Below are 24,206 nucleotides of genomic sequence, written 5' to 3'. Positions count from 1 at the left end.
TCCTAGGCCCTGCACGGACCGGCTGACCAGGGGTTTCCCCGGAGGTTTACGGCATTGTCGGTGCCGTGGTGTGCAATGGATCTCGTGCCCGCACTGCAAGAACCACTGAAACAGCCACTGAAGTCAGTGCTCGGCCCCGCCACCGCGAAGGTGATGGCCGAGCACCTCGGCCTGCACACCGTCGGCGACCTCCTGCACCACTACCCGCGCCGGTACGAGGAGCGCGGCCAGCTCACCCACCTCGCCGACCTGCCCATGGACGAGCACGTCACGGTGGTCGCCCAGGTCGCCGACGCCCGCCTGCACACCTTCGCCTCCGCCCGCGCGCCCCGCGGCAAGGGCCAGCGCCTGGAGGTGACGATCACGGACGGCAGCGGCCGGCTCCAACTGGTCTTCTTCGGCAACGGCGTGCACAAGCCCCACAAGGAACTCCTGCCGGGCACCCGCGCGATGTTCGCGGGCAAGGTCTCGGTCTTCAACCACAGGTTGCAACTGGCACACCCGGCGTACGAGTTGCTGAAGGGGGAGGACGGAGAGGCGGTCGAGAGCTGGGCCGGCGCCCTCATCCCGCTGTATCCGGCCACCGCCAAGCTGGAGTCCTGGAAGATCGGCAAGGCGGTCCAGACCGTCCTGCCCAGCGCCCAGGAGGCGCTCGACCCGCTGCCCGAGTCGCTGCGCGCGGGCCGCGGCCTGGTCCCCCTCCCCGAGGCCCTGCTCAAGATCCACCGCCCGCACAGCAAGGCGGACATCGCCGACGCCCACGCCCGGCTGAAGTGGGACGAGGCCTTCGTCCTCCAGGTCGCCCTCGCCCGCCGCCGCCACGCGGACACCCAACTCCCCGCCGTCGCCCGCGTACCCGGCCCGGACGGACTCCTCGCGGCCTTCGACGACCGCCTCCCCTTCACCCTCACCGACGGACAGCGGAAGGTCTCCCGCGAGATCTTCGCCGACCTGGCCACCGAGCACCCGATGCACCGGCTGCTCCAGGGAGAGGTCGGCAGCGGCAAGACGCTCGTCGCGCTGCGCGCCATGCTCGCCGTCGTCGACGCGGGCGGGCAGGCCGCGATGCTCGCGCCCACCGAGGTCCTGGCCCAGCAGCACCACCGCTCGGTCACCGAGATGATGGGGGACCTCGCCGAGTCGGGAATGCTGGGCGGCGCCGCGCACGCCACCAAGGTGGTGCTGCTCACCGGGTCCATGGGCGCCGCGGCCCGCCGGCAGGCCCTGCTCGACCTGGCCACCGGCGAGGCGGGCATCGTCATCGGCACGCACGCGCTGATCGAGGACAAGGTCCTGTTCGACGACCTGGGACTGGTCGTGGTGGACGAGCAGCACCGGTTCGGCGTCGAACAGCGCGACGCCCTGCGCGGAAAGGGCAAGCAGCCCCCGCACCTGCTGGTCATGACCGCCACGCCCATTCCGCGCACGGTCGCGATGACGGTCTTCGGCGACCTGGAGACGTCCGTCCTCGACCAGCTCCCGGCGGGCCGCTCGCCCATCGCCAGCCATGTCGTCCCGGCCGCCGACAAGCCGCACTTCCTGGCCCGGGCCTGGGAGCGGGTGCGCGAGGAGGTGGCGAAGGGCCACCAGGCGTACGTGGTCTGCCCGCGCATCGGGGACGAGGAGGACGATCCGAAGAAGTCCGCCGCGCGGAAGTCCGCCGAGGACGAGGCGGAGAAGCGCCCGCCGCTCGCCGTGCTGGACATCGCCGACCAGCTCGCCAGGGGCCCCCTGCACGGCCTGAAGGTCGAGGTGCTGCACGGCCGTATGCAGCCCGACGACAAGGACGCGGTCATGCGCCGCTTCGCCGCCGGCGAGACCGACGTCCTGGTCGCCACCACGGTCATCGAGGTCGGTGTGAACGTACCGAACGCCACCGTGATGGTGATCATGGACGCCGACCGCTTCGGTGTCTCCCAGCTGCACCAGCTCCGCGGCCGCGTCGGCCGCGGCTCGGCGCCCGGCCTGTGCCTGCTGGTCACCGAGATGCCGGAGGCGAGCGCCGCCCGGCAGCGGCTCAACGCGGTGGCCTCCACCCTCGACGGCTTCGAGCTCTCCCGCATCGACCTCGAACAGCGCCGCGAGGGCGACGTCCTCGGCCAGGCCCAGTCCGGTGCCCGCTCCAGCCTGCGGGTGCTCGCCGTCATCGAGGACGAGGAGATCATCGCCGATGCCCGCGAGGAGGCCGCCGCCGTGGTGGCCGCCGACCCCGAGCTGGAGCGCCTGCCCGGGCTGCGCACGGCGCTGGACGCGTTGCTGGACGAGGAGCGGGAGCAATACCTGGAGAAGGGCTGACAGACTGGGACCGGCCCGCACCCGAGCCGCCACGCCACGGCCGTCACCGACGAGACCGTCACCGACCAGGCCGTCCCCGACAAGCAAGGACCAGACATGACCCGCGTGATCGCCGGCCGGGCCGGCGGACGCCGTCTCGCCGTACCGCCGGGCAGCGGAACCCGACCCACCTCGGACCGGGCGCGCGAGGGCCTGTTCTCCACCTGGCAGTCGCTGCTCGGCGGCCCGCTGGACGGCGAGCGCGTCCTGGACCTGTACGCCGGCTCGGGCGCCGTCGGTCTCGAGGCGCTGTCGCGGGGCGCCGGGCACACCCTGCTCGTCGAGGCCGACCAGCGAGCGGTCCGCACCGTCCGGGAGAACGTGAAGGCGCTCGGCCTCCCCGGCGCCGACGTACGGGCGGGCAAAGCGGAACAGATCATCCACACACCGCCCCCGGCGCAGCCGTACGACCTCGTCTTCCTCGACCCGCCGTACGCGGTCTCCGACGGCGATCTCCGCGAGATTCTGCTCACACTCCGCACCCAGGGGTGGCTCGCGGCCGACGCCCTCGTCACCGTGGAGCGCAGCACCAGGGGCGGGGAGTTCACATGGCCGCCGGGATTCGACGCGATCAGGGCCCGTCGCTACGGCGAAGGGACGTTTTGGTACGGTCGCGCCGCCTCTACGTGCGAAGACGCACGATGACCGGACCGGAGAGCGAGGGATCTCAAGTGCGCCGCGCCGTCTGCCCCGGGTCGTTCGACCCCATCACCAACGGACACCTGGACATCATCGCCCGCGCCTCCCGTCTCTACGACGAGGTCTACGTCGCGGTGATGATCAACCAGTCGAAGAAGGGCCTGTTCGAGATCGACGAGCGGATCGACCTCATCCAGCAGGTCACCGCCGAGTACGGCAACGTCCGCGTCGAGGCCTTCCACGGCCTCCTCGTCGACTTCTGCAAGCAGCGCGACATCCCGGCCATCGTCAAGGGCCTGCGCGCCGTCAGCGACTTCGACTACGAACTGCAGATGGCCCAGATGAACAACGGCCTCTCCGGGGTCGAGACGCTGTTCGTGCCCACCAACCCCACCTACAGCTTCCTGTCGTCCTCCCTGGTCAAGGAGGTCGCGGCCTGGGGCGGCGACGTCTCCCACCTGGTGCCGCCGCAGGTCCTCGAAGCCCTCAACGAGCGGCTGAAGAAGGACTGAGGCGGCTGACGGCCAGTCACCCGGTGTCCGGCGATCACCTCATGGACGTACAGTCGTCCCGTCCGTCTCCGACACATCGGTAGTCCAACACACCTGTAGAGAGTGGCGAGCACACGGTGGACGTGCAGAAGAAGCTCGACGAGATCGTGTCCACGGTCTCCAGCGCCCGGTCCATGCCCATGTCGGCGTCGTGCGTGGTCAACCGCGCCGACCTGCTCGCACTGCTCGACGAGGTGCGCCAGGCCCTGCCCGGCTCCCTCGCCCAGGCCCAGGAGCTGATCGGCGACCGCGAACAGATGGTGCAGGAGGCCCGGCGCGAGGCCGAGCGGATCATCGAGACGGCGCACGCCGAGCGCGGTTCGCTGATCTCCGGCACCGAGGTCGCCCGCCGCTCCCAGACCGAGGCCGACCGGATCCTCGGCGAGGCCCGGCAGGAGGCCGAGGAGGTCCGCGCCGAGGCCGACGAGTACGTCGACTCCAAGCTCGCCAACTTCGAGGTCGTTCTCACCAAGACCCTCGGCTCGGTCGGCCGCGGCCGCGAGAAGCTGCTCGGCACCGGCCCCGGCCTCGACGAGGAGGGCTACGAGGACGAGGACGCCCCCGAGCGCAGCCACGACCCCGAGACCCTGCGCCGCAACGCCGACGCGTACGTCGACGCCAAGCTCGGCGCCTTCGAGGCGGTCCTCGCCAAGACCCTGGAGGCCGTCGGCCGCGGCCGCCAGAAGCTGCACGGCCGCATCGCCACCGACGACCTCGGCGCCCTCGCCGACGACACCACCACCGTCCAGCACTCCAGCGACGCCGACTACCTCGCCGACCTCGCGGCCCTGGCCGACGCCCCGGCCGCCCCGCGGACCCCGGCGGCCCCGCCCGCCGAGCAGCCCGCCCCGCCGCAGTACGAGCCGCAGCCGGCCTACGGCTACCAGCAGCCCGAGCAGACCGATCCCTACGGCGGCTACCAGCAGGGCTACGGCGGGCAGGACCAGTACGGCTACCAGCAGCCCGACCCGTACGCCCAGACCGCCGACGCCACCGGCTACGCCCCGGCGCAGGGCGCCTCCTTCCAGGCCTACGACGCCCAGCCGGGCGCCTACGACCCGAACCAGGGGCAGCAGGACCCGCAGGACCCCCACGGCTACGGACAGCAGCAGGCCCACGCCCTCGACGAGACCAGCCTCTTCGACACCGGCATGATCAGCGCCGAGCAGCTGCGCGCCTACGAACAGGGCCGCGGACTGTAGCCGGGCCGCCGATTGGGCCGAGAGCGAAAGGTCAAGTATCCTGGCCCTTCGGTCGCGCATACGTCCGCGATCCGCGCTGCCCGGAACACCACCGGGCAAGCGTCCCCCCGAGTTCGGAAACCGAAAGCAGGAATGGCTCACAACGCCCGCCTCGACCACCGTGACCCTCTCGTGTTCGACACGCACGAGCTGGGGCGGCGGCCCGGCGCGCTGCAGCGCCTGACCCGCACGGTCCCCGCCCCCAAGGACCTCGGTCTCCAGGGTGTCGTCGGAGTGCCGGAAGGCGCCCCGGTGGAGCTCGAACTCCGACTCGAGTCGGTCATGGAAGGGGTGCTCGTCACAGGCACCGCCCGTGCACAGGCCGAGGGGGAGTGCGTAAGGTGTCTGGAGCCGCTCGAGTTCGATCTCGAAGCGGACTTCCAGGAGCTGTTCTCGTACCCTGACGCCGACGAGCGGGGCCGCGTGTCCGCGGAGCCCGACGCCGACGCCGAGGACGACGAGGACAGGCTCTTCCTCGAGGACGGACTCTTCGGCCTCGAACCTCTGCTGCGCGATGCGGTGGTGCTCGCACTGCCGATGCAGCCGGTGTGCCAGGAAGACTGCCCTGGGCTGTGCTCCGAGTGCGGTGCGCGGCTCCTGGACGACCCGGACCACCACCACGACGCCGTCGACATCCGTTGGGCGGCTTTGCAGGGACTCGCCGGCACCATGAAGGACGGCGAGAAGGACGAGATGAGCGGCGGCGCGCCTCGATCGGCACGCCCCGACGAGAAGCAGGAGAAGTAGCCGTGGCTGTTCCGAAGCGGAAGATGTCGCGCAGCAACACGCGCCACCGCCGGTCGCAGTGGAAGGCTGCGGTCCCCACCCTGGTTGCGTGCGAGCGCTGCCACGAGCCCAAGCAGCAGCACATCGCGTGCCCGTCGTGCGGCACCTACAACAAGCGCCAGGTCCTCGAGGTCTGAGCGGCTGGTGAGAGGCACTGTGTCCACTGCCAAGAAGGCGGAAGGCGCCGAAGCGGGCAACCGCCGACGCGGAGCCGCTCCGTCGGACAACACGGCCTCGTCCCACACGCTTCTGGAAGGGCGGCTCGGCTACACGCTCGAGTCCGCCCTTCTGGTGCGCGCGCTGACCCACCGTTCCTACGCGTACGAGAACGGCGGTCTGCCGACGAACGAGCGGCTGGAGTTCCTCGGTGACTCCGTCCTCGGCCTGGTCGTCACGGACACGCTGTACCGCACCCACCCCGACCTGCCCGAAGGCCAACTGGCCAAGCTGCGGGCCGCGGTGGTCAACTCGCGTGCGCTGGCGGAGGTCGGGCGCGGGCTCGACCTGGGCGCCTTCATCCGGCTCGGCCGCGGTGAAGAGGGCACGGGCGGCCGGGACAAGGCGTCCATCCTCGCCGACACCCTGGAAGCGGTGATCGGCGCGGTCTACCTCGACCAGGGCCTCGACGCGGCCTCCGAACTGGTGCACCGCCTGTTCGACCCGCTGATCGAGAAGTCCTCCAACCTCGGAGCCGGCCTGGACTGGAAGACCAGCCTCCAGGAGCTCACCGCGACCGAGGGGCTCGGCGTGCCCGAGTACCTGGTCACGGAGACCGGCCCCGACCATGAGAAGACCTTCACTGCTGCCGCCCGCGTCGGAGGCGTCTCGTACGGCACCGGCACCGGCCGCAGCAAGAAGGAGGCGGAACAGCAGGCCGCGGAATCCGCGTGGCGGGCCATCCGGGCCGCGGCGGACGAGCGCGCCAAGACGGTGGGATCCACCGACGGCGCCGATGACGCGTCGGCCTCCGCCTGAGCAGCCTGAGAACCGAAAACCCAGCGCGGCCGTCCGGCGGTCCTCCGCCCGCGGCCCGCGCCCAGCAGAACGCGACCGAGCGCCCGTCCCCGCCCCGGGGCGGGCGCTCGGCCCGTGACGGCCACAGCGGCCGCGATGTGTGAACGGGGGAGTCATGCCCGAGCTGCCCGAGGTCGAGGTCGTACGACGCGGACTGGAACGGTGGGTCGCGCACCGCAGCGTCGCCGGCGTCGAGGTGCTGCACCCGCGTGCCGTACGCCGCCACCCGGCCGGCGCCGAGGACTTCGCGCACCGCGTCCAGGGCCACCGGCTCGGCCTGCCCGGCCGCCGCGGCAAGTACCTGTGGCTGCCCCTGGAGGACAGCGGCCAGGCGGTCCTGGCCCACCTCGGCATGAGCGGCCAGCTACTGGTCCAGCCGGTCGGCGCGCCCACCGAGAAGCACCTGCGCATCCGCGTCCGCTTCGCCGACACGCCGGCCCCTGCCGCCTCCACGGCGGACGCCACCGAACTCCGCTTCGTCGACCAGCGCACCTTCGGCGGCCTGTCGCTGCACGACACCACCCCCGACGGGCTGCCCGACGTCATCGCGCACATCGCCCGCGACCCCCTCGACCCGCTGTTCGACGACGAGGCCTTCCACCAGGCCCTGCGCCGCAAGCGGACCACCATCAAGCGGGCCCTGCTCGACCAGTCCCTGATCAGCGGCGTCGGCAACATCTACGCGGACGAGGCGCTGTGGCGCTCCCGCGTCCACTACGAACGCCCCACCGCGACCCTCACCCGCCCCGGCACGGCCGAACTCCTCAGCCACGTCAGGGAGGTGATGAACGAGGCCCTCGCCGTCGGCGGCACCAGCTTCGACAGCCTCTACGTCAACGTCAACGGGGAGTCCGGCTACTTCGACCGCTCCCTGGACGCCTACGGCCGCGAGGGCCTGCCCTGCCGCCGCTGCACCACCCCGCTGCGCCGCCGCCCGTGGATGAACCGCTCCAGCTACTACTGCCCGAAGTGTCAGCGGGCGCCGCGCACGGCGTCGTAACGCTCGCGTGCCGCCAGTACCTCGTCCATGCGTCCCTCCACGCACTGGATGAGGGCCAGCAGGCGTTCGGCGACCTCGCGGCCCAGCGCCGTGAGCTCGTAGTCCACCCGCGGCGGATTGGTCGGCTGGGCCTCCCGGTGCACCAGGCCGTCCCGCTCCAGCGCCTGCAGGGTCTGGGACAGCATCTTCTCGCTCACGCCGTCGACCCGGCGGCGCAGCTCGTTGAAGCGGAGCGAGCCCTCGTACAGGGCGCCCAGCGCCAGCCCGCCCCAGCGCCCCGTGACATGCTCCAGCGTCCCGCGCGAGGGACAGGCCCTGGCGAACACGCTGTACGGGAGATCCTCGGTCTGCGGGGTGCTCATACCCACCAGGGTACTGGCGCACAGCGCTGACCGTCAGACGGCGCTAACCACGAGTCAGCGCCACCTGACGATCCGCCGGACGGGTCCCGCCCGGTGCCGGGGCACTAGTAGCCGAAGTCCTGCGTCCACCACGGACCGCCGGAGCCGAAGTGCACGCCGACGCCCAGGGTCTTGAAGTCGCAGTTCAGTATGTTGGCGCGGTGGCCCGGGCTGTTCATCCAGGCGTCCATCACCGCCGCCGCGTCGGCCTGCCCGCGGGCTATGTTCTCGCCGCCGAGGCTGGTGATGCCGAGCTTCGCCGCCCGGTCCCACGGCGAGGCGCCGCTGGGGTCGGTGTGGTCGAAGAAGTTCTCCGCGGCCATGGCCTCGCTGAAGTCCTGGGCGAGCCCGGCGAGCGAGCTGCTCGCCGTCAGCGCGCTGCACCCCACCTTCGACCGCTCCTCGTTGACGAGCCTGAGCACCTCGGCCTCGACGGCCGCCTGCGTGGGGGCGGCGGTCGGCGCCTCGGTCTTCACCGGGGCCTTGGAGGCGGTCTCGGCCGGCGCGGTCTCCGGCTTCTCCGGGGCGGTGGTCGGCTTCGCCTCCGGGGCCTTGGTGGGCGTGGCCGACGCCTCCGCGTCCGGCGTCGAGACCGGAGCCGACTCGGAGGCGGACCGCTGCGACGGCACGGGCCGGTCCACGCCGCGGCTCGTCGTGGAGCCGCCCGCCTGGCCGCCCGCGTCGGCGCTGCCGGAGGTGCCGCCCAGCGGGGCCTCGCTGTTCGTGGGCGAGCCCGCGGCCTGCACCTTGTCGGCGCCGCCGCCCGGGCCGCCCAGCTTGTAGTTCTCCAGGCCGGGCACCGCGCCGGTGGCGACCGCGACGGTGCCGAGGGCGACCGCGGCGGAGACCCCGAGCAGCCCCGTGCGGACCGGCGTCGCGGCCTTCTTCTTGCGGCGGTGCCCCCGCTCCCGCGGTCCGTCCGCCGGGCTGAAGCCGTCGGCCGGGAAGATCACGGTGGTGGCGGCGTGGGCGGAGCCGTCGTCCGTGTCGAAGAGGTACTCCGGAGCCGCGGGGTGGGCGTCGCTGTACAGGTCCGGGTTCAGATAGGGCGCGATGCCCAGGCGGCCGTCGTCGTCCTGCGGGCGGCTGTCCCACGGATCGCGGTCGGGCTCGTAGTCGTACGAGCCGTGCGTCCGGCTGTCCCCCGTGGCGCGGCCCGTGGCGGCGCGGCCGGCGTCCCAGCGTCGGTGGCGTCCCATGTGCTGGCCTTCCTCGTCTCTCTCGGTCGACGCGCGCCCTGAGCCGACGCGGTCAACCCAACTCACACGATCGAGTGAGTTTCAGATGAGAATTCATTGGATCGGGACGGTACCGCATGGCGCGAGGGGCGGAGGTGCCCCGAGAGACATTGGCCGGTTAGGTTGCACCCATGAGCGAGGATGTTCGACTGGTCGCCTGGGTCCGCGGACACGTCCAGGGAGTGGGTTTCCGCTGGTTCACGCGGGCCAGGGCGCTGGAGATCGGAGGCCTGAGCGGTTTCGCCGTCAACCTGGGGGACGGGCGCGTGCAAGTGGTCGCCGAAGGGGCCCGCGAAGGGTGCCAGAAGCTCCTGGACTGGTTGCAGGGCGCCGACACGCCCGGACGCGTCGACGGTGTCACCGAGATATGGGACACACCTCGCGGCGGCTACGACGGATTCGCGATCCGCTGACCGTGTGACGCGGTGGGGCCCCGACGGCGGCGGCGGCATCTGCCACCGGCACCTGCCCGGAGGGAAAAGGGGCAGGTGGTTGCCAAGAAACGCCCGGCGTGGCAGGCTCCGCACAGCAGAATGATCCGCACGCCCCGAAGGGCCCGCAGGAGTCGCAGCGCCACCCGTTTTCCGGTCGCGCGCCCCCGGGACACCCATGGATACGGGGCGTGATCGTGTTGACCGTCAAACTTTTTGGTGAGACGCTGAAAGCCCGCGCACCTCAGCTGTTTGGCATGGATGTACGGCACCACAACTCAGGCAGTGCCAAGCACCACGGGTGCGAATCCCTCACGACCCACACCGCTTCGGTCGGTCACTCAGTGTGGAGGACCATCCATCATGGCAAAGGCGCTTCTCGGTTACGTCGGTGGCTCCGACCCTCGACTCCTCGCCGAGATGCGACGGCTCCAGCAGCGCGTCCAGGACCTGGAATCCGAGCTTGTGCGGATCCAGGCGGAGAACGACGCCCTGACGGCTGCCGCTTCTCACGACAGGATCATGGAGCGCGTCGACGCACACCAGGCGGAGCCTGCGCTCACCTGATCACTGCATCGCACAACGACACAGGGGTTGGGCTGCCCGTCAACCGCTCAGTTGTCAGAGTTGCAAGGGACGCTTCGGCGTCCCTTCGTTCTTTCCCCCGGCCCTTGCCCGCCCGTCTTGCCCCGCCTTCGTTGCCCCCGCGCATCCTTTCACCGTCTTTAACATTTGGTGTGCCCTGCATATTCAAAGGCGAAACCGCGCGGTTGCGAGGGTTCGTGGAGTGAGGTAGCGGGTGCCGGTAAAGTCCGGCTGCGTGCACCTCAAGGCCCTGACCCTCCGCGGGTTCAAGTCGTTCGCCTCGGCGACCACGCTCCGGTTCGAACCGGGGATCACGTGCGTCGTCGGTCCGAACGGCTCGGGCAAGTCCAATGTCGTGGACGCGCTCAGCTGGGTCATGGGCGAGCAGGGGGCCAAGTCGCTGCGCGGCGGCAAGATGGAGGACGTCATCTTCGCCGGCACCACCGGGCGCCCGCCGCTCGGCCGCGCCGAGGTGTCCCTGACCATCGACAACTCCGACGGGGCCCTGCCCATCGAGTACGCCGAGGTCACCATCACGCGGATCATGTTCCGCAACGGCGGCAGCGAGTACCAGATCAACGGCGACACCTGCCGGCTGCTCGACATCCAGGAACTGCTGTCCGACTCCGGCATCGGCCGCGAGATGCACGTCATCGTCGGCCAGGGCCAGCTCGACTCCGTACTGCACGCCGACCCCATGGGCCGCCGCGCCTTCATCGAGGAGGCCGCGGGCGTCCTCAAGCACCGCAAGCGCAAGGAGAAGGCGCTCAGGAAACTGGACGCCATGCGGGCCAACCTCGCGCGCGTGCAGGACCTCACCGACGAACTGCGCCGCCAGCTCAAGCCGCTCGGCCGGCAGGCGGCGGTCGCGCGCAGGGCCGCCGTCATCCAGGCCGACCTGAGGGACGCGCGCCTGCGGCTCCTCGCCGACGACCTCGTCGGCCTGCGCGAGGCACTGAGGACCGAGGTCGCCGACGAGGCGGCCCTGAAGGAACGCAAGGAAACCGCCGAGCAGGAGCTGAGGAAGGCCCTCCAGCGCGAGGCACTCCTCGAGGACGAGGTGCGCCGGCTCGTCCCGCGCCTCCAGCGCGCCCAGCAGACCTGGTACGAACTGTCCCAGCTCGCCGAACGCGTACGCGGCACGATCTCGCTCGCCGACGCACGCGTGCACAGCGCCACCTCCGCGCCCCCCGAGGAGCGGCGCGGCCGCGACCCCGAGGAACTTGAACGCGAGGCCGAACGCGTCCGCGAGCAGGAGGCCGGCCTGGAGGCGGCCCTGGAAGCGGCCCAGCGCGCCCTCGACGACACCGTCGCCCACCGCGCCGAACTCGAACGGGAACTCGCCGTCGAGGAACGGCGCCTGAAGGACGCGGCCCGCGCCATCGCCGACCGCCGCGAGGGCCTGGCCCGGCTCGCCGGCCAGGTGAACGCGGCCCGTTCGCGCGCCGCCTCCGCCCAGGCCGAGATCGAGCGGCTGGCCGCCGCCAGGGACGAGGCCCAGGAACGGGCCGTCCACGCCCAGGAGGAGTACGAGGCACTCAAGGCCGAGGTCGACGGCCTCGACGCGGGCGACGAGGAACTGGCCGGGCGGCACGAGGCGGCGAGGACGGCGCTGACCGAGGCGGAGGCCGCCCTGACCGCGGCCCGCGAGGCGGTCACCGCCGCCGAACGCAAGCGCGCGGCCACCCAGGCCCGGCACGACGCCCTCGCCCTGGGACTGCGCCGCAAGGACGGAACGGGCGCCCTTCTCGGCGCCAAGGACCGCCTCACCGGCCTGCTGGGCCCCGCCGCCGAACTCCTGACGGTCACCCCCGGCCACGAGACCCCCCTCGCCACCGCCTTCGGCGCCGCCGCCGACGCCCTGGCCGTGACCACCCCCACCGCGGCGGCCGACGCCCTGCGCCTGCTGCGCAAACAGGACGCGGGCCGGGCCGCGCTGCTCCTCGCCGGACCCGCACCGGAAACCACCGCGCCTCCGCCCGCCCCGGCATCGGACCACCCCTTCGCCGCCGAGTTCGTACGCGGCCCCGCCGAGCTGATGCCCGCCGTCCGGTGGCTGCTGCGGTCGATCGTCGTGGTGGGGACGCTGGAGGACGCGGAGGATCTGGTTCTCGCACGGCCGGAGCTGACCGCGGTGACCGCCGAGGGCGACCTGCTCGGGGCGTACTTCGCCCAGGGCGGCTCCGCGGGTGCGCCCAGTCTGCTGGAGGTACAGGCCTCCGTGGACGAGGCCGCCGCCGAGCTGGAGCGGCTCGACCTGCGGTGCGAGGAGCTGACCGAGGACCAGCAGCGGGCCGCCGAGCGGCGCGGCCGGTGCGCCGCGCTGGTCGAGGAACTGGGGGAGCGGCGGCGGACCGCCGACCGGGAGAAGTCGGCCGTCGCCCAGCAACTGGGCCGGCTCGCCGGGCAGGCCCGCGGCGCCGCCGGGGAGGCCGAGCGCTCGGCGGCCGCCGCCGCCCGCGCCCAGGAAGCCCTCGACAACGCACTTCAGGAAGTGGCGGAGCTGGCCGAGCGGCTCGCCGTGGCCGAGGAGATGCCGATCGAGGAGGAGCCCGACACCTCCGCACGCGACCGGCTCGCCGCCGACGGCGCCAACGCCCGCCAGACCGAGATGGAGGCCCGCCTCCAGGTCCGCACGCACGAGGAACGGGTCAAGGGGCTGGCCGGCAGGGCCGACTCGCTGGACCGGGCCGCCCGCGCCGAACGAGAGGCACGCGCGCGTGCCGAGCAGCGGCGGGCCCGGCTGCGCCACGAGGCGGAGGTGGCCTCGGCGGTCGCCGCCGGCGCCCGGCAGTTGCTCGCCCACGTCGAGGTCTCCGTGAGCCGCGCCGAGGAGGAGCGGTCCGCCGCCGAGGCGGCCAAGACCCGTCGCGAGCAGGAGCTGACCGCCGCCCGCACCGAGGGCCGGGAGCTCAAGGCCGAACTCGACAAGCTGACCGACTCGGTCCACCGGGGCGAGGTGCTCGGCGCAGAGAAGCGGCTGCGCATCGAGCAGCTGGAGACCAGGGCCCTGGAGGAACTGGGAGTCGAACCGGCGGGCCTGATGGAGGAGTACGGTCCGCACCAGCCCGTACCGCCCTCGCCCCCCGCCGAGGGCGAGCAGCTCCCGGAGGACCCGCAGCACCCCCGCAACCGGCCCCGGCCCTACGCGCGGGCCGAGCAGGAGAAGCGGCTGAAGGCCGCCGAGCGCGCCTACCAGCAGCTCGGCAAGGTCAACCCGCTCGCCCTGGAGGAGTTCGCGGCGCTGGAGGAACGCCACCAGTTCCTCAGCGAGCAGCTCGAGGACCTCAAGAAGACCCGCGCCGACCTCCTCCAGGTGGTCAAGGAGGTCGATGAACGCGTCGAGCAGGTCTTCACCGAGGCCTACCGGGACACCGCCCGCGAGTTCGAGGGCGTCTTCGGCAGGCTCTTCCCGGGCGGCGACGGGCGGCTCGTGCTGACCGACCCCGACAACATGCTCACCACCGGCGTGGACGTCGAGGCACGTCCGCCGGGCAAGAAGGTCAAGCGGCTCTCCCTGCTCTCCGGCGGCGAGCGGTCACTGACCGCCGTGGCGCTGCTCGTCTCGATCTTCAAGGCCCGTCCGAGCCCCTTCTACGTCATGGACGAGGTCGAGGCGGCCCTCGACGACACCAACCTCCAGAGGCTGATCCGGATCATGCAGGAGCTCCAGGAGGCCTCGCAGCTCATCGTGATCACGCACCAGAAGCGCACGATGGAGGTCGCCGACGCGCTCTACGGCGTCTCCATGCAGGGCGACGGCGTCTCCAAGGTCATCAGCCAGCGCCTGCGCTAGCGGCCCGGCGCGCGTGCAGTGGCGGGCGGGTTCCGCGTGCGCTCGCCACTTCGGGGTAGTCGGATCATGCCCGACCCCCACCCCGGCAGCCGCCGCGGGTGTGCCCGAGGAGTACAAGTGACCACAACGCAGGCCCCGGGCCCAGGAGCCCGGACAGCTCACCCCGAACATCTCGGGCACGTCATCTTCATCGCCGCGGCCGCCGCCATGGGCGGCTTCCTGTTTGGATACGACAGCTCCGTCATCAACGGCGCCGTCGAGGCCATCCGGAGCCGCTACGGCATCGGATCCGCCGAACTGGCCCAGGTCATCGCCATCGCCCTGATCGGCTGCGCGATCGGCGCCGCCACCGCGGGCCGTATCGCCGACCGCATCGGCCGCATCCGCTGCATGCAGATCGCCGCGACGCTGTTCACCATCAGCGCCGTCGGCTCCGCCCTGCCGTTCGCCCTGTGGGACCTCGCCTTCTGGCGGATCGTCGGTGGCTTCGCCATCGGCATGGCCTCGGTCATCGGCCCCGCCTACATCGCCGAGGTCGCCCCGCCCGCCTACCGCGGCCGCCTCGGCTCCTTTCAGCAGGCCGCGATCGTCGTCGGCATCGCCGTCTCCCAGCTCGTCAACTGGGGACTGCTCAACGCCGCCGGCGGCGACCAGCGCGGCCGGCTGCTGGGCCTGGAGGCGTGGCAGGTCATGCTCGGCGTGATGGTCGTCCCGGCCGCCCTGTACGGACTGCTGTCCTTCGCCATCCCCGAGTCCCCGCGCTTCCTGCTCTCCGTGGGCCGTCGGGAGAGGGCCCGCCGGATCCTCGCCGAGGTCGAGGGCGACCACATCGACCTCGACGCGCGCGTGGCCGAGATCGAGAACGCCATGAAGCGCGAGCACAAGTCCAGCTTCAAGGACCTGCTCGGCGGCAGCTTCCTGTTCAAGCGGATCGTCTGGATCGGCATCGGCCTGTCCGCCTTCCAGCAGTTCGTCGGCATCAACGTCGCGTTCTACTACTCCGCGACGCTGTGGCAGTCGGTCGGCGTCAACCCGACGGAGTCGTTCCTCTACTCCTTCACGACGTCGATCATCAACATCGTCGGCACCGTGATCGCGATGATCTTCGTGGACCGCATCGGCCGCAGGCCGCTCGCGCTCATCGGCTCGGCCGGCATGGTCGTCGGTCTCGCCCTGGAGGCCTGGGCGTTCTCGTACCCGCTGGTCGGCGGCAAGCTGCCGGCCACCCAGGGCTGGGTCGCCCTGGTCGCGGCCCACCTCTTCGTCCTCTTCTTCGCCCTGTCCTGGGGTGTCGTCGTCTGGGTCCTGCTCGGCGAGATGTTCCCGAACAAGCTCCGCGCCGCCGCCCTGGGTGTGGCCGCCTCCGCGCAGTGGCTCGCCAACTGGGCCATCACCGCGAGCTTCCCGTCGCTGGCCGACTGGAACCTCGCCGGGACCTACGTCATCTACGCGGCCTTCGCCGCGCTCTCCATCCCGTTCGTCCTGAAGTTCGTCACGGAGACGAAGGGCAAGGCACTGGAGGAGATGGGCTGACCACCCGGCCACCCGCTCCCACCGCCTCCCGCCGCCCCGGCTCGCGACCCGAGCCGGGGCGGTACGCGCCCGTGCGGCCGTACGTCCCCGCGTCCCGTGGGACGGGCGGCCGCCGGGCCCGGAAAACAGGGGCACGCGGCCCCGTCGGCACTACCCCGGACCGCGCAGACAGTCACGCATACTGGACAGGTTATGGAAACCATCATCCTTGCTGTAGTCATCGCCGTGGTGGTGCTCGGCGCGCTCGGCGGGCTCATCGTCGGCAGCCGGCGGAGGAAGCCGCCGCCCCCGCCGCCGCCCTCGGCGCCCGACATCACCGCCCCTCCGGCCGAGCCGCACGTCGGCGAGGAGGCCGAGACGCCGCGGGAGGAGCCGCGGCGGACGATCGAGGAGGTGGACCTGCCCGGCGGCTCGGCTCCCACCGCCGTCGAGGAGCCGCCCGTCGAGGAGCTCCCCGCACCCCCGATCGAGGTGCCCGAGCCCACCGCCGGCCGCCTGGTGCGGCTGCGCGCCCGCCTCTCCCGCTCGCAGAACGCCCTGGGCAAGGGCCTGCTCATCCTGCTGTCCCGAGAGAACCTCGACGAGGACACGTGGGAGGAGATCGAGGACACGCTGCTGACCGCCGATGTCGGCGTGCAGCCCACCCAGGAACTGGTCGAGCGGCTGCGCGAGCGGGTGCGCGTGCTCGGCACCCGCACCCCCGAGGAGCTGCGCGGACTGCTCCGCCAGGAGCTGCTCACGCTGATCGGGCCCGACATGGACCGCGTCGTGAAGACCGAGCCGGCCACCAGCAAGCCGGGCATCGTGATGGTCGTCGGCGTCAACGGCACCGGCAAGACCACGACGACCGGCAAGCTCGCCCGCGTCCTGGTCGCCGACGGCCGCAGCGTCGTGCTGGGCGCCGCCGACACCTTCCGCGCGGCCGCCGCCGACCAGCTCCAGACCTGGGGCGAGCGGGTCGGCGCCTACACCGTGCGCGGACCGGAGGCCGGCGACCCCGCTTCCGTCGCCTTCGACGCGGTGAAGGAGGGCAAGGAGATGGGCGCCGACGTGGTGCTCATCGACACCGCCGGCCGCCTGCACACCAAGACCGGCCTCATGGACGAGCTCGGCAAGGTCAAGCGCGTCGTGGAGAAGCACGCGCCGCTGGACGAGGTGCTGCTCGTGCTCGACGCGACCACCGGGCAGAACGGCCTGGTCCAGGCCCGCGTGTTCGCCGAGGTCGTCGACATCACGGGCATCGTGCTCACCAAGCTGGACGGCACGGCCAAGGGCGGCATCGTGGTCGCCGTCCAGCGCGAGCTGGGCGTGCCGGTCAAGCTGGTCGGCCTCGGCGAGGGACCGGACGACCTGGCCCCCTTCGAACCGGAGGCCTTCGTCGACGCCCTCATCGGCGACTGACCCCCACCCTCCCCAGCGCCCGCCCCATCACAGGGGCGGGCGCTTTCGTCTTGAGGAGGCCGCGCCCCGGTCCCCCTTCGCAAGCGCAGGGGCCGCTGCTGGCGGCCATGCCCGAGGCCGTTCCGCTACGCCCGGGAGCGATGGGCCACGTAGGCGAGGGTGCCGAGGAGGAGGCGGGCCTGAGGGGGCCCGGCCGCGTCCAGGGCGGGCGGGCGGAGCCAGCGCACCGGGCCGCGGCCGCCACGGTCGGAGGGCGGGGCCGTGAGGAACGTACCGGGGCCGAGGCCGCGCAGGTCGAGGGAGCCGGGATCGTCCCAGCCCAGCCGGTAGAGCAGGGCGGGCAGCTCGGCGGCGGCGCCGGGGGCGACGAAGAACTGGGCCCGGCCGTCCGGTGTGGCGGTCACCGGGCCGAGGGGCAGTCCCATCCGCTCCAGCCGGGCCAGGGCACGGCGCCCGGCCGGCTCGGCGACCTCGATGACATCGAACGCGCGGCCGACGGCCAGCATCACCGCGGCCCCGGGCAGCTCCCGCCACGCCCTGGTCGCCTCGTCGAGCGTGGTCCCGGCCGGGATCCCGGGCGCGAAGTCCAGGGGATGGGCGCCCGGAGCCGGGCAGACCCTACGGCCGCAGGAACAGGCCCCGCCGACGGCCCGAGCGCCCCGCACCACGTCCCAGCCCCACAGCCCGGTGTACTCGGCCACCGCCGTGCACTCCGACGATCGGTACGACCGGCCGCGCCGCCGCGTGCCGGAGCGGATCTCGCGCATGCCACCGATCGTGAAGCCCATGCCCCCTCCAACGGGTCCACCGCCCCGATGGTTACGAGACGGATGTTCGTCGTCACTCTCCGCTTCCGCTCGCCCCCGGTCGCGCCGGGCGCATACGGCGTGCGGAAGCGCCGCGGGCGGTGCGCCCGGCGGTGCGCGCCCTCGCGTGCACCGCTCCACTCGCCCGCGGCCGGACTATGTCAAGTGAATCGCGCCTGGGCCGAAGCGGGTTCATACGAAGGGGTGGCGAATGGTGGCGTTTCAGCGATCCCCGTGGCTGAGCGGGTGATCGTAGGATTACTGTGAGTGTGCGAGGCCTGGGGGCACATGCACTCGTGGGTATGCCGGAGGCAACTCGGCAGTCGGTTCGAAGGGTGAGAATCGGCGGACGAAAGGCCTTGTTGACCGGCATTCTGATAGGGCTTGGCGCACCAAGCGACAAGTGGTCTCAGGGATGGGGGCGTTCCAGTGAGCGGCAACGGCGGAAGCGGGACGAGCGCGGCGAGCGCGGACAAGCGTCCGAACGAGCTGCTCGCCTCGTGGTTCGTGCGCAGCGGCTGGTCCAAGGGCGAGCTGGCCCGACAGGTCAACCGCCGCGCCCGCCAGCTGGGCGCCAGCCACATCTCCACCGACACCTCGCGCGTCAGGCGCTGGCTGGACGGCGAGAGCCCGCGCGAGCCGATCCCCAGGATCCTCTCGGAGCTCTTCTCCGAGCGTTTCGGCTGCGTCGTCGCCGTGGAGGACCTGGGTCTGCGCACCGCACGCCCGACGCCCTCCGCCACCGGCGTCGACCTGCCCTGGACGGGCCCGCAGACCGTGGCCCTGCTCAGCGAGTTCTCGCGCAGCGACCTGATGCTGGCGCGGCGCGGCTTCCTCGGAACGTCGCTGGCGCTGTCCGCGGGCCCGTCCCTCATCGAACCGCTCCAGCGCTGGCTCGTGCCCGCGCCCCCGGCGCCCCTGGAGGAGCCCGAGCCGCAGGCCGCCTCCCGCCGCCCCGGCCGGCTCTCACGGCCCGAGCTGGAGCTGCTGGAGACCACCACGGTGATGTTCCGGCAGTGGGACGCCCAGTGCGGCGGCGGCCTGCGCCGCAAGGCCGTCGTGGGCCAGTTGCACGAGGTGACGGACCTCCTCCAGGAGCCCCAGCCGGAACCCACCGGCCGCCGGCTGTTCAAGGTCGCCGCCGAACTCGCCGAACTGGCCGGCTGGATGAGCTACGACGTGGGACTCCAGCCCACCGCCCAGAAGTACTTCGTGCTCGCCCTGCACGCCGCCAAGGAAGCCGGCGACAAGCCGCTCGGCTCCTACGTCCTGTCCAGCATGAGCCGCCAGATGATCCACCTCGGCCGCCCCGAGGACGCCCTGGAGCTCATCCACCTCGCGCAGTACGGCAGCCGCGACTGCGCGAGCCCGCGCACCCAGTCCATGCTGTACGCGCTGGAGGCCCGCGCCTACGCCAACATGGGCCAGCCCGGCAAGTGCAAGCGCGCCGTGCGCATGGCCGAGGACTCCTTCGGCGACGCCGAGGACTGGGACGATCCCGACCCCGACTGGATCCGCTTCTTCTCCGAGGCCGAGCTGTACGGGGAGAACTCCCACTCCTTCCGCGACCTCGCCTACGTCGCCGGCCGCAGCCCCACCTACGCCTCCCTGGCGGAGCCGCTGATGCGGAAGGCCGTGGAGCGGTTCGCCGAGGACCACGAACACCAGAGGTCGTACGCCCTGAACCTCATCGGCATGGCCACGGTCCACCTGCTCCAGCGCGAGCCCGAGCAGAGCACCGAGTATGCGAGGCAGGCCATGAGGGTGGCCAAGAAGGTCCGCTCCGAGCGCGTGAACACCCGTATCCGCAAGACCGTCGACAACGCCGTGCGCACCTACGGGGACCTCGCCGAGGTCATCGACCTGACCGAACAGCTCGCCATCGAACTGCCCGAGAACGCCGCCGAGGCCGTCTGACAGCGCCTCCCCGGACCCCGGCCGCGGCCGGCCCTCCCGAACTGCCCGACTCGGCTCCCCCATGCCTGGTCATCGGAAGGCCGCCCGCGGCCGGTCTCTTCTCCCGCACGGCCTTCACGGCACGTCATCACGCGATTCACCGCCACGTAACAGAGCAGACCTCTTCGTCATCCGGGCGAAACAACGAGAGCCGTCCGCCGAAACCGCGCTCGGCCAGTCTCGTGACACGGTCGGCCGGCCGGCACCTCGCCGCCTCGCCGACCGGACCGAGCAAGTCTTCGCCCGGCCGCCCGCGCGGGGGCCGTACCGACCGACGAGGAGACGCCGATGGCACCAGCCGCCATCATGCTGGCCGCGGACGCGCCCAGACTGTCGTCCGCCAACACCGGCTTCATGCTCATCTGTTCCGCCCTGGTCATGCTGATGACCCCCGGACTGGCCTTCTTCTACGGAGGCATGGTTCGGGTCAGGAGCACGCTGAACATGCTGATGATGAGCTTCATCAGCCTCGGAGTCGTCACGGTCCTGTGGGTGCTCTACGGCTTCTCGATGGCCTTCGGCACCGACCGGGGCTCCCTCATCGGCTGGACCTCCGGCTTCGTCGGCTTCAGCGGCATCGGCAAGACCGAGCTGTGGCCCGGATACACCATCCCGGTCTTCGTCTTCGCCGTCTTCCAGCTGATGTTCGCGATCATCACCCCCGCCCTGATCAGCGGAGCCCTGGCCGACCGGGTGAGGTTCAGCGCCTGGACGCTGTTCCTGGTGCTGTGGGTCACGGTCGTGTACTTCCCGATCGCCCACTGGGTCTGGGGCACGGGCGGCTGGGCCAGCAAACTCGGCGTCATCGACTTCGCGGGCGGCACCGCCGTCCACATCAACGCCGGCGCGGCGGCACTCGGCGTGATCCTCGTCATCGGCAGGCGCGTCGGATTCAAGAGGGACCCGATGCGCCCGCACAGCCTCCCGCTCGTCATGCTGGGCGCGGGCCTGCTGTGGTTCGGCTGGTTCGGCTTCAACGCCGGCTCCTGGCTCGGCAACGACGACGGCGTCGGCCCGCTGATGTTCGTCAACACCCAGGTCGCCACCGGCACCGCCATGCTCGCCTGGCTCGCCTACGAGAAGATCCGGCACGGCGCGTTCACCACCCTCGGAGCCGCCTCCGGCGCGGTCGCCGGACTCGTCGCGATCACCCCGTCCGGCGGCGCCGTCTCCCCGCTCGGCGCGATGGCCGTGGGTGCCGTCGCCGGAGTCCTGTGCGCCATGGCGGTCGGCCTGAAGTACCGGTTCGGCTACGACGACTCCCTCGACGTGGTCGGCGTCCACATGGTCGGCGGCGTCGTCGGCTCCCTGCTGATCGGCTTCTTCGCCAGCGGCAAGGGCCAGTCCGCCGTCCGGGGCCTGTTCTACGGCGGCGGCCCGGAGCAGTTCTGGAAGCAGTGCGCCGGAGTCTTCGCCGTCCTCGCCTACTCCCTGATCGCCTCCGCGGTCCTCGCCTTCCTCCTGGACCGGACCATCGGCATGCGGGTCACCGAGGACGAGGAGGTCTCCGGCATCGACCAGGCCGAGCACGCCGAGACCGCGTACGACCTCACCGGCGCGGGCGGCGGAGCGGTCGCCGCCGCCCCGGCCCTGGCCGCCGCGCGGATCAAGAAGGCCGCCACGCGGAGCAGGAAGGTGGACGCATGAAGCTCATCACCGCCGTGGTCAAGCCCCACCGGCTCGACGAGATCAAGGAGGCCCTCCAGGCGTTCGGCGTCAACGGCCTCACCGTCACCGAGGCCAGCGGCTACGGACGCCAGCGCGGCCACACCGAGGTCTACCGCGGAGCCGAGTACACGGTCGACCTGGTGCCCAAGATCCGCATCGAGGTGCTCGCCGAGGACGACGAGGCCGAGCAGCTGATCGAGGTCGTCGTCAAGGCCGCACGCACGGGCAAGATCGGCGACGGCAAGGTCTGGTCCGTGCCGGTCGAGACGGCGGTCCGGGTCCGCACCGGCGAGCGCGGTCCGGACGCGCTCTGAACGGCGAGGACGGGAGCCGCCGATGACGGGCGCGGACGTACGGGGCGAGGCGGAGGACGGCTACGCGGCGGCCCGGCTGCGGCTTCTCACCGAGGGGTCGCGGCCGGGGCAACCGCGCCGGACCGCGCTCGCCGGACTGACCGACGGCTGGCTCGCGGAGCTGTTCACCGCGGCGGCCGGGGGACCGCGGGGCGTCGCCCTCGTCGCCGTGGGCGGCTACGGGCGCGGAGAGCTGTCGCCCCGCAGCGATCTGGACCTGCTGCTCCTGCACCACGGCGGCGACCCCGAGGAGATCGCCGCCCTCGCCGACCGCCTCTGGTACCCCGTGTGGGACCTCGGCCTCGCCCTCGACCACGCGGTCCGTACTCCGGCCGAGGCCCGCGGAGCGGCGCACGAGGACCTCAGGGTCCAGCTCGGCCTGCTGGACGCCCGGCACCTCGCCGGCGACCTCGGCCTGACGGCCGCACTGCGCACCGCGATCCTCGCCGACTGGCGCAACCAGGCGCCGAGACGGCTGCCGGAACTCCGCGAACTGTGTACCGAACGCGCCGAACGGCAAGGCGAGTTGAGGTACCTCCTGGAACCCGACCTCAAAGAGGCCCGCGGCGGCCTGCGGGACGCCACCGCCCTGCGCGCCGTCGCCGCCTCCTGGCTCGCGGACGCCCCGCGGGAGGGCCTCGCCGACGCCCGCCGCCGGCTGCTCGACGTGCGTGACGTCCTGCACCTGACGACGGGCCGCGCCACCGACCGGCTCGCGTTGCAGGACCAGGACCAAGTGGCCGCGGAACTGGGCCTGCCCGACGCCGACGCGCTGCTGCGCCGGGTGTACGAGGCGGCACGTGTCCTCTCGTACGCCGGTGACGTCACCTGGCGCGAGGTGGGGCGCGTGCTCCGGTCACGCGCCGTGCGGCCGAGGCTGCGCGCCCTGCTCGGCGGCGGAAAACAGGTCGTGGAACGCACCCCGCTCGCCGAAGGCGTGGTGGAACAGGACGGCGAGGTCGGACTCGCCCGCACCGCGCGCCCCGAACTCGACCCCGTGCTGCCGCTGCGCGCCGCTGCCGCCGCCGCGCAGGCAGGTTTGCCCCTCTCCCCGCACGCGGTACGGCACCTCGCGGCCACCGTGCACCCCCTGCCCACGCCCTGGCCCGCCGAGGCCCGCGACCAGCTCGTCACCCTGCTCGGCTCCGGCCGCCCCACCGTCGAGGTCTGGGAGGCACTGGAGGCGGAAGGGCTGATCACCCGGCTCCTGCCCGACTGGGAACGGGTGCGCTGCCGCCCGCAGCGCAACGCCGTCCACCGCTGGACGGTCGACCGCCACCTGATCGAGACCGCCGTACGCGCCTCCGCCCTCACCCGGCGCGTCGGCCGTCCCGACCTGCTCCTCGTCGCCGCGCTCCTGCACGACATCGGCAAGGGCCGGCCCGGCGACCACTGCGCGGCCGGGGCACCCGTCGCCGCGGATGTCGCCGGGCGCATCGGCTTCGGCCCGGCGGACACCCGGGTGCTCGCCACCCTCGTACGCCACCACCTGCTGCTCGTCCGCACCGCCACCAGGCGCGACCTGGACGACCCGGCCACCGTCCGCGCCGTCGCCGAGGCGGTCGGCACCCAGAGCACCCTCGAACTGCTGCACGCCCTCACCGAGGCGGACGCGCTGGCCACCGGGCCCGCCGCCTGGTCGTCCTGGCGCGGCTCCCTCGTCGCCGACCTCGTCGGACGGGTCCGCGCGGTCCTCGCCGGGGACATGCCCGACGAGCCCGGGCCCGCCGCGCCCACCGCCGAGCAGGAACGTCTCGCCATCGAGGCATTCCGCACCGGCGGGCCGGCCCTGGCCCTGCGGGCGCGGACCGAGCAGCCCGTCGAGGAGCACCCGGGGGGACCCGAGCCGCTCGGCGTCGAACTGCTGATCGCCGTCCCCGACCAGCCCGGCGTCCTGCCCTCGGTCGCCGGAGTGCTGGCGACCCACCGGCTCACCGTGCGCACGGCCGAGCTGCGGCCCCTGGACCTGCCGGACGGCGTCGGGGGCGACCCCGTACTCCTGCTGGACTGGAGGGTCGCAGCCGAGTACGGCGCCCTGCCCCGGGCCGCCCGGCTGCGCGCCGACCTGGTCCGGGCCCTGGACGGCAGCCTCGACATCGCAGGCCGCCTCGCCGAACGGGACGCCGCCCACCCGCGCCGCCACGGCGTGGCCGCACCCCCTCCCCGGGTCACGGTCGCCCCGGCCGCCTCCCGGCACGCCACCGTGATCGAGGTCCGCGCCCAGGACGCGCCGGGACTGCTGTTCCGGATCGGACGGGCGCTGGAGGACACGAAGCTGCGGGTCCGCAGCGCCCACGTCAGCACGCTGGGCGCGAACGCCGTGGACGCCTTCTACGTCACAGGACCCGCGGGCGACCCGCTCCCCGGCCAGGAGGCGGCGTCGGTGGCGCGACGGCTGGAGGAGGCGCTGCGGACGTGACCCGGCGCACGGGCGGGGACGAATCCCTTGCGGGGCCGGATACCCTGGAGGGCG

The 24,206-nt window shown here is 72.5% G+C and carries 20 protein-coding genes; 17 read left to right on the top strand and 3 right to left on the bottom strand.

What is annotated here, in order from left to right:
- Window positions 1-75 precede the first annotated feature (75 nt).
- From recG to mutM, 8 genes are all read left to right on the top strand, one after another.
- Window positions 76-2,295 carry an ATP-dependent DNA helicase RecG gene (recG, locus tag ACIP4X_RS23700; RefSeq protein ID WP_391458292.1) on the top strand — a complete coding sequence of 740 codons (2,220 nt, stop codon included), beginning with the start codon at window positions 76-78 and terminating at the stop codon, window positions 2,293-2,295.
- Window positions 2,296-2,391: 96 nt separating this feature from the next.
- Window positions 2,392-2,979 (top strand): 16S rRNA (guanine(966)-N(2))-methyltransferase RsmD, encoded by a 588-nt coding sequence (gene rsmD, locus ACIP4X_RS23695; RefSeq protein WP_358734739.1) that lies wholly within the window; start codon window positions 2,392-2,394, stop codon window positions 2,977-2,979.
- A 26-nt stretch (window positions 2,980-3,005) separates the two neighbouring features.
- Complete coding sequence (gene coaD, locus ACIP4X_RS23690) at window positions 3,006-3,485, top strand: pantetheine-phosphate adenylyltransferase (protein ID WP_358734780.1); 480 nt, start codon at window positions 3,006-3,008, stop codon at window positions 3,483-3,485.
- A 116-nt stretch (window positions 3,486-3,601) separates the two neighbouring features.
- Entirely contained in the window at window positions 3,602-4,726 is a 1,125-nt protein-coding gene (locus ACIP4X_RS23685) for an ATP synthase F0 subunit B (protein WP_358734738.1), read from the top strand.
- Between the two features lie 132 nt (window positions 4,727-4,858).
- Complete coding sequence (locus tag ACIP4X_RS23680) at window positions 4,859-5,512, top strand: YceD family protein (protein ID WP_358734736.1); 654 nt, start codon at window positions 4,859-4,861, stop codon at window positions 5,510-5,512.
- Window positions 5,513-5,514: 2 nt separating this feature from the next.
- A complete protein-coding gene (rpmF, locus tag ACIP4X_RS23675) occupies window positions 5,515-5,688 on the top strand; it encodes a 50S ribosomal protein L32 (protein ID WP_003951102.1) in 174 nt (57 codons plus the stop codon).
- 7 nt (window positions 5,689-5,695) lie between these two features.
- Window positions 5,696-6,526, top strand: coding sequence for a ribonuclease III (gene rnc, locus ACIP4X_RS23670; protein ID WP_358734734.1), 831 nt, complete (start codon window positions 5,696-5,698; stop codon window positions 6,524-6,526).
- A 154-nt stretch (window positions 6,527-6,680) separates the two neighbouring features.
- A complete protein-coding gene (gene mutM, locus ACIP4X_RS23665) occupies window positions 6,681-7,565 on the top strand; it encodes a bifunctional DNA-formamidopyrimidine glycosylase/DNA-(apurinic or apyrimidinic site) lyase (RefSeq protein WP_391458297.1) in 885 nt (294 codons plus the stop codon).
- Here the strand turns inward: mutM and ACIP4X_RS23660 are convergent.
- Both ACIP4X_RS23660 and ACIP4X_RS23655 read right to left on the bottom strand, forming a co-directional pair.
- Complete coding sequence (locus tag ACIP4X_RS23660; protein ID WP_391458298.1) at window positions 7,538-7,927, bottom strand: winged helix-turn-helix transcriptional regulator; 390 nt, start codon at window positions 7,925-7,927, stop codon at window positions 7,538-7,540. The genes mutM and ACIP4X_RS23660 overlap by 28 nt on opposite strands.
- 104 nt (window positions 7,928-8,031) lie before the next feature.
- On the bottom strand, window positions 8,032-9,165 hold the full coding sequence (locus ACIP4X_RS23655) for a CAP domain-containing protein (protein ID WP_358734729.1): 1,134 nt from the start codon (window positions 9,163-9,165) through the stop codon (window positions 8,032-8,034).
- 170 nt (window positions 9,166-9,335) lie between these two features.
- Here ACIP4X_RS23655 and ACIP4X_RS23650 point away from each other — a divergent pair, with 170 nt between their 5' ends.
- The 5 genes from ACIP4X_RS23650 to ftsY all read left to right on the top strand — a co-directional run bounded on the left by ACIP4X_RS23650 (window position 9,336) and on the right by ftsY (window position 16,950).
- Window positions 9,336-9,617 (top strand): acylphosphatase, encoded by a 282-nt coding sequence (locus ACIP4X_RS23650; RefSeq protein WP_358734727.1) that lies wholly within the window; start codon window positions 9,336-9,338, stop codon window positions 9,615-9,617.
- Window positions 9,618-9,998: 381 nt separating this feature from the next.
- Complete coding sequence (locus ACIP4X_RS23645) at window positions 9,999-10,202, top strand: hypothetical protein (protein ID WP_009190853.1); 204 nt, start codon at window positions 9,999-10,001, stop codon at window positions 10,200-10,202.
- A gap of 253 nt (window positions 10,203-10,455) precedes the next feature.
- Complete coding sequence (gene smc, locus ACIP4X_RS23640) at window positions 10,456-14,016, top strand: chromosome segregation protein SMC (RefSeq protein ID WP_358734724.1); 3,561 nt, start codon at window positions 10,456-10,458, stop codon at window positions 14,014-14,016.
- 117 nt (window positions 14,017-14,133) lie between these two features.
- Complete coding sequence (locus ACIP4X_RS23635) at window positions 14,134-15,549, top strand: sugar porter family MFS transporter (protein WP_391458302.1); 1,416 nt, start codon at window positions 14,134-14,136, stop codon at window positions 15,547-15,549.
- A gap of 192 nt (window positions 15,550-15,741) precedes the next feature.
- On the top strand, window positions 15,742-16,950 hold the full coding sequence (ftsY, locus tag ACIP4X_RS23630) for a signal recognition particle-docking protein FtsY (protein WP_358734722.1): 1,209 nt from the start codon (window positions 15,742-15,744) through the stop codon (window positions 16,948-16,950).
- Between the two features lie 125 nt (window positions 16,951-17,075).
- On the opposite strand, the gene ACIP4X_RS23625 is transcribed toward ftsY, so the two are convergent.
- Window positions 17,076-17,738 (bottom strand): bifunctional DNA primase/polymerase, encoded by a 663-nt coding sequence (locus ACIP4X_RS23625; protein WP_391458305.1) that lies wholly within the window; start codon window positions 17,736-17,738, stop codon window positions 17,076-17,078.
- Between the two features lie 447 nt (window positions 17,739-18,185).
- On the opposite strand from ACIP4X_RS23625, the gene ACIP4X_RS23620 reads away from it, so the two are divergent.
- The 4 genes from ACIP4X_RS23620 (at window position 18,186) to ACIP4X_RS23605 (ending at window position 24,152) form a co-directional block, all read left to right on the top strand.
- Complete coding sequence (locus tag ACIP4X_RS23620) at window positions 18,186-19,673, top strand: hypothetical protein (protein ID WP_358734718.1); 1,488 nt, start codon at window positions 18,186-18,188, stop codon at window positions 19,671-19,673.
- Window positions 19,674-20,000: 327 nt separating this feature from the next.
- Window positions 20,001-21,359, top strand: coding sequence for an ammonium transporter (locus tag ACIP4X_RS23615; RefSeq protein ID WP_358734716.1), 1,359 nt, complete (start codon window positions 20,001-20,003; stop codon window positions 21,357-21,359).
- Window positions 21,356-21,694, top strand: a complete 339-nt coding sequence (locus tag ACIP4X_RS23610) for a P-II family nitrogen regulator (RefSeq protein ID WP_225079378.1) — start codon at window positions 21,356-21,358, stop codon at window positions 21,692-21,694. The genes ACIP4X_RS23615 and ACIP4X_RS23610 overlap by 4 nt, the downstream gene beginning before the upstream one ends.
- A gap of 22 nt (window positions 21,695-21,716) precedes the next feature.
- Window positions 21,717-24,152, top strand: a complete 2,436-nt coding sequence (locus ACIP4X_RS23605; protein ID WP_391458308.1) for a [protein-PII] uridylyltransferase — start codon at window positions 21,717-21,719, stop codon at window positions 24,150-24,152.
- Window positions 24,153-24,206: the final 54 nt, after the last annotated feature.

This window comes from Streptomyces sp. NPDC088817, assembly GCF_044750345.1.
Lineage (GTDB): Bacteria > Actinomycetota > Actinomycetes > Streptomycetales > Streptomycetaceae > Streptomyces.
Note: the sequence above shows the minus strand (reverse complement) of the source record. Positions and strands in the feature narration are given on the sequence as shown.

Coding starts and splice junctions, on each gene's coding strand:
- ACIP4X_RS23615 (WP_358734716.1), top strand. CDS start 20,001: ATGGCACCAGCCGCCATCATGCTGGCCGCGGACGCGCCCAGACTGTCG.
- ACIP4X_RS23660 (WP_391458298.1), bottom strand. CDS start 7,927: ATGAGCACCCCGCAGACCGAGGATCTCCCGTACAGCGTGTTCGCCAGG.
- ACIP4X_RS23680 (WP_358734736.1), top strand. CDS start 4,859: ATGGCTCACAACGCCCGCCTCGACCACCGTGACCCTCTCGTGTTCGAC.
- ACIP4X_RS23610 (WP_225079378.1), top strand. CDS start 21,356: ATGAAGCTCATCACCGCCGTGGTCAAGCCCCACCGGCTCGACGAGATC.
- ACIP4X_RS23625 (WP_391458305.1), bottom strand. CDS start 17,738: ATGGGCTTCACGATCGGTGGCATGCGCGAGATCCGCTCCGGCACGCGG.
- ACIP4X_RS23655 (WP_358734729.1), bottom strand. CDS start 9,165: ATGGGACGCCACCGACGCTGGGACGCCGGCCGCGCCGCCACGGGCCGC.
- rsmD (WP_358734739.1), top strand. CDS start 2,392: ATGACCCGCGTGATCGCCGGCCGGGCCGGCGGACGCCGTCTCGCCGTA.
- recG (WP_391458292.1), top strand. CDS start 76: ATGGATCTCGTGCCCGCACTGCAAGAACCACTGAAACAGCCACTGAAG.
- ACIP4X_RS23650 (WP_358734727.1), top strand. CDS start 9,336: ATGAGCGAGGATGTTCGACTGGTCGCCTGGGTCCGCGGACACGTCCAG.
- ACIP4X_RS23605 (WP_391458308.1), top strand. CDS start 21,717: ATGACGGGCGCGGACGTACGGGGCGAGGCGGAGGACGGCTACGCGGCG.
- mutM (WP_391458297.1), top strand. CDS start 6,681: ATGCCCGAGCTGCCCGAGGTCGAGGTCGTACGACGCGGACTGGAACGG.
- ftsY (WP_358734722.1), top strand. CDS start 15,742: ATGGAAACCATCATCCTTGCTGTAGTCATCGCCGTGGTGGTGCTCGGC.
- ACIP4X_RS23645 (WP_009190853.1), top strand. CDS start 9,999: ATGGCAAAGGCGCTTCTCGGTTACGTCGGTGGCTCCGACCCTCGACTC.